The organism is Rivularia sp. UHCC 0363 (assembly GCF_034931125.1).
In the GTDB taxonomy this organism is placed as follows: domain Bacteria; phylum Cyanobacteriota; class Cyanobacteriia; order Cyanobacteriales; family Nostocaceae; genus Rivularia.
This window is the reverse complement of sequence record NZ_JAYGHM010000004.1, coordinates 131,781-138,621: the sequence shown is the minus strand read 5'-3', so window position 1 is coordinate 138,621 and position 6,841 is coordinate 131,781. Positions and strand designations below refer to the sequence as shown.

Below are 6,841 nucleotides of genomic sequence, written 5' to 3'. Positions count from 1 at the left end.
GTTAAGAGTTAGGAGTTATAAATGTATAAGATAAAAATTAGGATGAAAAGACTCAATTCCCAATTACCAATTACCAATTACCAATTACCAATTACCAATTACCAATTCCCAATTCCCAATCACCATTTCATAATTTGTCAGTTAAGATATGTATCTATAATTATTCATTAAGTTAAGCGTTAACTGTTATGGAAGAATTTTTCGATCTAGGATTAGAAAGGGCAAAGCAGAAAGACTATGCTGGTGCTATTAAGGAATTTACTCAGGCGCTGCAAGTTAATCCTGAGTTAGTTGAGGCTTACTATCAACGAGGTTTAGCATACTACGATTTGGGTCACGTTCCCCAAGCTGTTTTTGATTATGATGAAGTTTTGCAACGAAATCCTTACAGTGTGGAAGCGTATTATTGTCGTGCTTTAGCAAGGTTAGCGTTGAAAAATTTCCCTGGTGCTTTGAAAGATGTTGATCGCGCTATCGAACTCAATTCTTACCAAGCTGCTGCTTATAATCTGCGGGGAATAGTAGAGCGCAAATTGGGAAATATTGAAAGCGCGATCGCTAGTTTTAAAAGGGCTGCTGAACTATATTTGGAACAGAAAGATACTTCTCGTGCGAAGCTGGTTTTAGAAAAGTTGAAGCAGCTACAGCCTCGTAAACAAGAGCTTTTTGTCGAAAAACCACTATTGCAAACTACACCAATAATATCCGAGCAGGATTATTTTACCACTTTGTTGGAGAAAGCAGAGCAGGGAAACACCCAAGAAGCGATGGAAGATTTGAATTGGGTAATAAGAGCAGATTCTCAGGATGGGAAAGCTTACTGTTGTCGTGGGGTTGTATATTGCAAGCAGGGAAAATATCGGGAAGCGATCGCAGATTTTAATACAGCGCTACAATTGAATTTTGAAGATGCTGCTGTTTATCGTAATCGTGGTAAAGCACGTTTGCAATTGGGGGATAATCAAGGGGCTATTATTGATTTTAATCAAGCGTTAAGAATTCAGCCTGAAGATGATTTAATCTACGTTGCTAGGGGTAATGCTTATCAAGCAATAGGTCATTATTTGGGTGCAATTGAAGATTATGCTCAAGCTTTGGAAATTAATTCTCGTAGTGCTACTGCTTTCTATAATCGCGGTTTATGTAATGTTCGGATGGAAGAACTTCCCCAAGCAATTAATGATTTTCAGCAAGCAGCAAGTATTTATTGTGAAAAAGAAGATTGGGATAATTATCAGCAAGTTTTAGAAAACTTGAAAAAGATAAGTTCTCCCGCACCTGAAAGCGAGCAAAATAATTACGAAAAATTGCGTTCTCGGTTACTAAGATTAGTCGGTGGACAATGGGAAATTGCTCAAAGATTAATCGAACAAGCAAAATTTTATTATCCTGGAAGGTCTGATGAATGGTATATCGAAACGGTGATTCACGACTTGGAAAGAGATTTTGATAAATAGGATCTTAGATTTTAGATTTTCTTCATTCCCGATTTTCCGTTTCCTATTAAACCAATGTAACCTTAGCAGTCATGGGATTTGATAAATGAGTGTAAGACTTTAACAGCAATTTAGCAGCATCAACTGCTTCGATTTCCCTAATCATAAATTCGATTGTGGGTTTCGCGATCGCGCAAATTAATTCTCCTGTTTCACTATAAATTCTTTCGCTGGGACAAGCTTCTGCAATTGGTAATTGGTTACAAGTTAAATCGAAAGGACATTTACGACAGGTTAAGGTACGTTGCATTCTAATATGACAAACCTGTTGATATTCTGGAGAAGCAAATATTTCTGTTAGGGATTGTCGAAAAATATTTCCCATTAAACCTTCAGGAAGATAAGCTTCACCATCATTATAAATATCTCCATTGACGTTAATAATCAAAGCCCATTCTTTTTGAGCAGGATTATATTCGGAAATTTTTTGTTTTGATAAATAACTAGATGCAGCAGTAAAGTAATCGTAGAGGGGATAAACTTTGATACTTCCTGAAGCCGCAAACTGTTTTTTAGCAACTTGTTGATATACTTCAATAATTTCTTGAGGAGAAAGAGCGAGATTTTTAACTCTTTCATCACTTTCTGAATCAAGGCTAAAAATGGGCAAAATACGATAATCTATACCTAATTGATTGTAAAAATCATAAGTTTGTAATGCATTCTGGTAATTTTGACGATGCAAAACGGTAATTGCACCGAAAGGAATTTCATGATCAATTAGTTTCTGAATGTTTGGTAATACCTTCTCTTGGCTATCTTGTCCTTTAATATCTACTCTTTGATTGCCAAAAACATCAAATGAGATACCCAAATGTAAATTAAGCTCTTTGAGTAGGTCAATAGTACGTTGTGGTAAATTAACTAAGTTACTTTGTACCGAGTTGGAATATTCAATTCCCTCAGAAGTAAGATATTTTTCCTGGATTTGTACTAAGGTACGTAAATAATCGGGAGGTAATAAAAGTGGTTCGCCTCCATGTAAAATAAAATGGGGTTTAAACTCTTCTGGATTCGGTTGAAAATTGATATATTCGGCTAAACCTCGAAAAAAGAATTCTACCTTTTCTAGTGGCATTCTTTCTTTATTGGCAAGTTCTGCATATTCGTAACAGTAATTGCAGCGTAAATTACAAAGTTTGCTTAGTTTAATAATGAAGTGCATAATTCTTAATTATTTGTAGATTGTTTATTTAATAAAAGTAGGTTGAGATTTCAACCTACTCATAGAATACAGAAAACCCTATTGTTGAATGCTAGCAAAAATGGCTTTTACATCTACTTTTTGAGAATTATTTGGGGAATATCCTTCTTTATTAAATACAAACTCTCCTTGAGGAGGTTGACAAGCTTTAGGGTCGCAAATAATTTCTTGTTTCTTAATTTGCAACTTTTGATTTTCTAAAATATAAAAACCATCGGGAATTTTTACTTTCTGTTCTTTTACGTCAAGCGCAAATACTTTCCGGTCTTCAATAACTAATTTTGCAATACCTAATTTATCAGCAATTTTTTCTATCGGCAAGTAACTTTCTTCTGGCTGTAAAATCAATTCCCAACCCTGATCCCAAGGAGAACAGACTCCACCAGGGTTTGTGGGACATTCTACTTCAATAAAAACACCTTTACCATTTTCTTCTTCTGGAGTACCAAAATAACCGCTGATTTTCTGCCAAACACCTTTCTCAACTACAAATTTTCCAGCTTCTGGAAACTCATAAATTCCATCTGGAGCAGTTATTTTTTTGCCATTAAAGAGAATCAAAAAGACCTGTCTATCTTTCATGACAACTTTTTCAGCTTTATACTCTTTGATAATAATTTCTGGAGTTAAAGGATATCCTTTTGCTAACAAAGTACCTTCAGATAAGTTTAATTCCTGTGCTACAGCTTTCGGAGAGATATTAGCGCTGAGAAATTGAGCAACTTGTCCTACTAATCCTTGGTTGTACAGACTCACAAATCCTCCAGCGATTAAGATAGCTGTAACAATTTGAGCCTTACCCTTGTTTTGATTTCCTTGCATATTAACCTTAAAAGAATATTAGCTTTGCCGTATTTTTACATACATCATGGCTAAATTCAAAGTAAACTGTAACACTATCGCGTTTTTTTCAAGTTAAGCGATGATTTGCAAACTTCAATATACCTTTCACTTTACTATAGATTTGAAGCTGTTTTTTTATCCACTTGCTCAAAAATAAAAGAAAAAATATTTTTATTACGTATTTATACTGCATATAATTGCGTTTCTTAATATACATTAAAAATATATTTCATGATAAGTTCATAAATTCTCTAGAATTCTTTACAAAGTTAAATCATAAATCCAGCAGTTAGACTGTGTAGATATATTATTACCAGCTACGCAAACTTCTGGATTGGAGGGTTTGGAGTGAAAACTTTTTGGAATGTAATATTTCAAGCCATTTTTTGGCTGTGGAATCTAACTTTTTTAGCGATAGTATATTTTGGTATATTACCTTTCCTTGCACCATTTTTATTTGCATCAACTCTTAGAGGTGACACTCCTCTCGAATTTTCTTTAACCGTCATTGCTTTGGTTACGATTCCTACAGCTTGCAGTATTCTTGGAGCTTGGATTAGAAAACGACCTTTACAACTAATCCGTTTATTTTATGGTGTGGAAGCACCTTTATTTCTCCTGTGTTGGTTGAGATTATTCTTAATCAGAGAAATGACACCCGCGAGCATTCATATTATTGCTACTGCGGCTTTATCTATTGCAGCATTTTTTGTAGATTTACTGTGGGGTTATAATAACCGTCGTCAAACAGGTTTGCAGTGGATACAGATGCTATCAAACAGTTTAATGTTGTTGTTTGGTGTTTATGCAGGGGGTTTATTGCTTTTTTATGCATTACCTTTTACGGCATTTCTTGGACAGGAATTTATCAAGTTTGAATGGTTAAGAATACTATGGGAATCTGTAACTCGCGATCTTTTCACTTATGGTTCGTGGTTATCACCGCTTTTTGTACTATTAGTTGGTTTGAGCTTTGCTTTATTCGTTGTCATGCCTTCGATTCTATCGGGAATGTACATTTATTCCGGGCAAAAAGTCATCCGAGAATTTGCTGGAAGGTATGGTAAAAAAAGAGCTTTATTTGGTTCCAGTGGAGTTTTAGCTACTTCTGTAATCTTATTTCTTACCTTACAACAACAGCCGCAAGTACAGGCATTTTCTTTGTTAAATAATCCTGCGACTACAGACAGTAACCGGCAAGTTTTATTATCTAAATCAAATCAAATTCAAGAAGGTTTAGTAAACGCTTATTTATCTTCATATCGCTATCTTAGTAGCAGACAAGATAGTAATCAAATTAGCGCAATGTATCGTCAAATTTTAGGTTTAAATAAATCTGCTGCGGATGCGGTACAAGAAGTTCACAACTTTTTCATCTCACCTTTTTTATATAACGGTTCGCAACAAGATATTAAAAAAGCCGAAAAACTTTACGAGGAATTCTTCGATCGTCCCATCCAAAAATCAGAAGCACCAGCTATTACTCATGCAGTACAATCTACTTTTAACGAACAAGAAGTTAAAGCTGGTTTACTAAACATCAACGAGAAAAAAGTTTGGTTGGAATCCCAGCAAATTACCGTCAAAGAAAATGAAAATTATGCTGAGGTGGAACTCTACGAAGTGTACAAAAACCAAACACCGGAAGTTCAAGAAATATTTTACTATTTTTCCTTACCGGAAAGCGGAGTAATTACGGGTTTATGGTTGGGAGACACCAGCGATCGCAATAAACGCTTTGAATTTGTCGTTTCCCCCAGAGGTGCAGCGCAAAAGGTTTATAATTCTCAAGTCAGAAGAGAACGTCCTATAGATCCAGCTTTATTAGAACAAGTGGGGCCAAGAAATTATCGTTTAAGAGCGTTTCCAATTCCTCGTAATAATGTAGAGCAAATCGAAAATCAACCACCCGTTGCTACAGAAATGAATTTATGGCTAACTTATCAAGTGATGGTTCAAGATCGAGGTGTGGCTTTACCAACATTAGGAGAGAAGCGTAACATCTTTTGGACAGATCAAACCAAACGCATTCGCAACGGTAAACAGGTAAAAATTGATAAAGATGCTTGGTTAGAAGACTTTATAACTACTAAAAAATCAAAACCACAATCTCACGAAATAGAATTAACTGAAGGTTACAAAATCACAGCCAAACCGTTATCTAAAAAAGATTATTCCTTACCCCAAAATAAAAGTTTTGCATTAATTCTCGATACATCTCGTAGCATGGATTCCCATGTCAAAGAATTATCGCAAAACTTAACATGGCTGCAAAAAAACTTGAAAAATAACAATGCAGACTTATATATTACCGCTACTGGAAAAGCAAAATCGCAACGTTTAGACGACATCCGTAAATTCAAAGCCGATAAATTTACCTTTTACGGAAGCTTACAATATCCAGAAATGTTAAAGCAATTCAACCAGCTTCGGGGAGAAACTTCTTATGATGCAATATTGCTGTTAACAGATGTCGGAAATTATGAATTATCCAAAAATAACAAAGAAATTCCCACTACATCCGCACCATTATGGATTGTACACAGTAGCGAACTACCCCCAGCTTACACCGACGGCATAATCAAAGCAATTCAAGATAGCGGTGGTGGAGTTTCGACATCACTACCCGAAGTATTGCAAAGAATTGCCACAAAAGCAACTCTGGGAGATTCTGTAGTTGACGTAGTTGATGGTTACGCTTGGTATCTGGGAAAATCCGAGAATAATTCTACTCAACAAACTGGTTTTCAACAACTTGCAGCAAAACAATTAATTAGGGGATTGAGCAAACAAGTTAAACTAGATAACCTAGAAAGCTTAGATGCAATTCATGCTATAGCCAAGAAATATAAACTAGTTTCGCCTTATTCTTCCATGTTAGTGTTAGTAAATGACGAACAAAGACGTTTACTTAAAGAAGCCGAAGCAGCGAAAGATAGATTCGATCGCAAATTAGAAAGTGGTAAAGAAGATTTGACTAAACCGAATAATCCGTTAAAAACCAGCGTACCGGAGTCTTCTAATGGATTGGTATTAGCTGGAAGTGGGTTGTTGTTGCTTTGGGTTGTGAAGCGGAAAGGTTAATCAATTATCAGCTTGTAGCTTGTAGGTTGGGTTAGACAAGAAAAAAAATTAGCTTGTGACGAAGTAATTAATTTATCGTGTCGTAACCCAACATGATAATTGTGGATGAATATGATGTTGGGTTACGGTTCAAATATAGATTGTTTGTTCAAGTTTATATATGACGGTGAACCTAACCCAACCTACGAATGGCTAAATCCGTTAGTAGTTAGTA

Annotated in this window: 4 protein-coding genes; 2 read left to right on the top strand and 2 right to left on the bottom strand. The window is 35.5% G+C overall.

From position 1 onward, the window contains the following. Window positions 1-188: 188 nt before the first annotated feature. Complete coding sequence (locus VB797_RS04000; protein ID WP_323236340.1) at window positions 189-1,457, top strand: tetratricopeptide repeat protein; 1,269 nt, start codon at window positions 189-191, stop codon at window positions 1,455-1,457. A gap of 46 nt (window positions 1,458-1,503) precedes the next feature. On the opposite strand, the gene VB797_RS03995 is transcribed toward VB797_RS04000, so the two are convergent. After that, the gene (locus tag VB797_RS03995) at window positions 1,504-2,661 is read right to left on the bottom strand and encodes a radical SAM protein (protein ID WP_323236339.1); all 1,158 of its coding nucleotides are present in this window, start codon (window positions 2,659-2,661) and stop codon (window positions 1,504-1,506) included. Window positions 2,662-2,739: 78 nt separating this feature from the next. Continuing rightward, entirely contained in the window at window positions 2,740-3,522 is a 783-nt protein-coding gene (locus VB797_RS03990) for a hypothetical protein (protein ID WP_323236337.1), read from the bottom strand. 369 nt (window positions 3,523-3,891) lie between these two features. Here VB797_RS03990 and VB797_RS03985 point away from each other — a divergent pair, with 369 nt between their 5' ends. Then, window positions 3,892-6,627 (top strand): TIGR02921 family PEP-CTERM protein, encoded by a 2,736-nt coding sequence (locus VB797_RS03985; protein ID WP_323236336.1) that lies wholly within the window; start codon window positions 3,892-3,894, stop codon window positions 6,625-6,627. The last annotated feature ends 214 nt before the right edge of the window (window positions 6,628-6,841 follow it).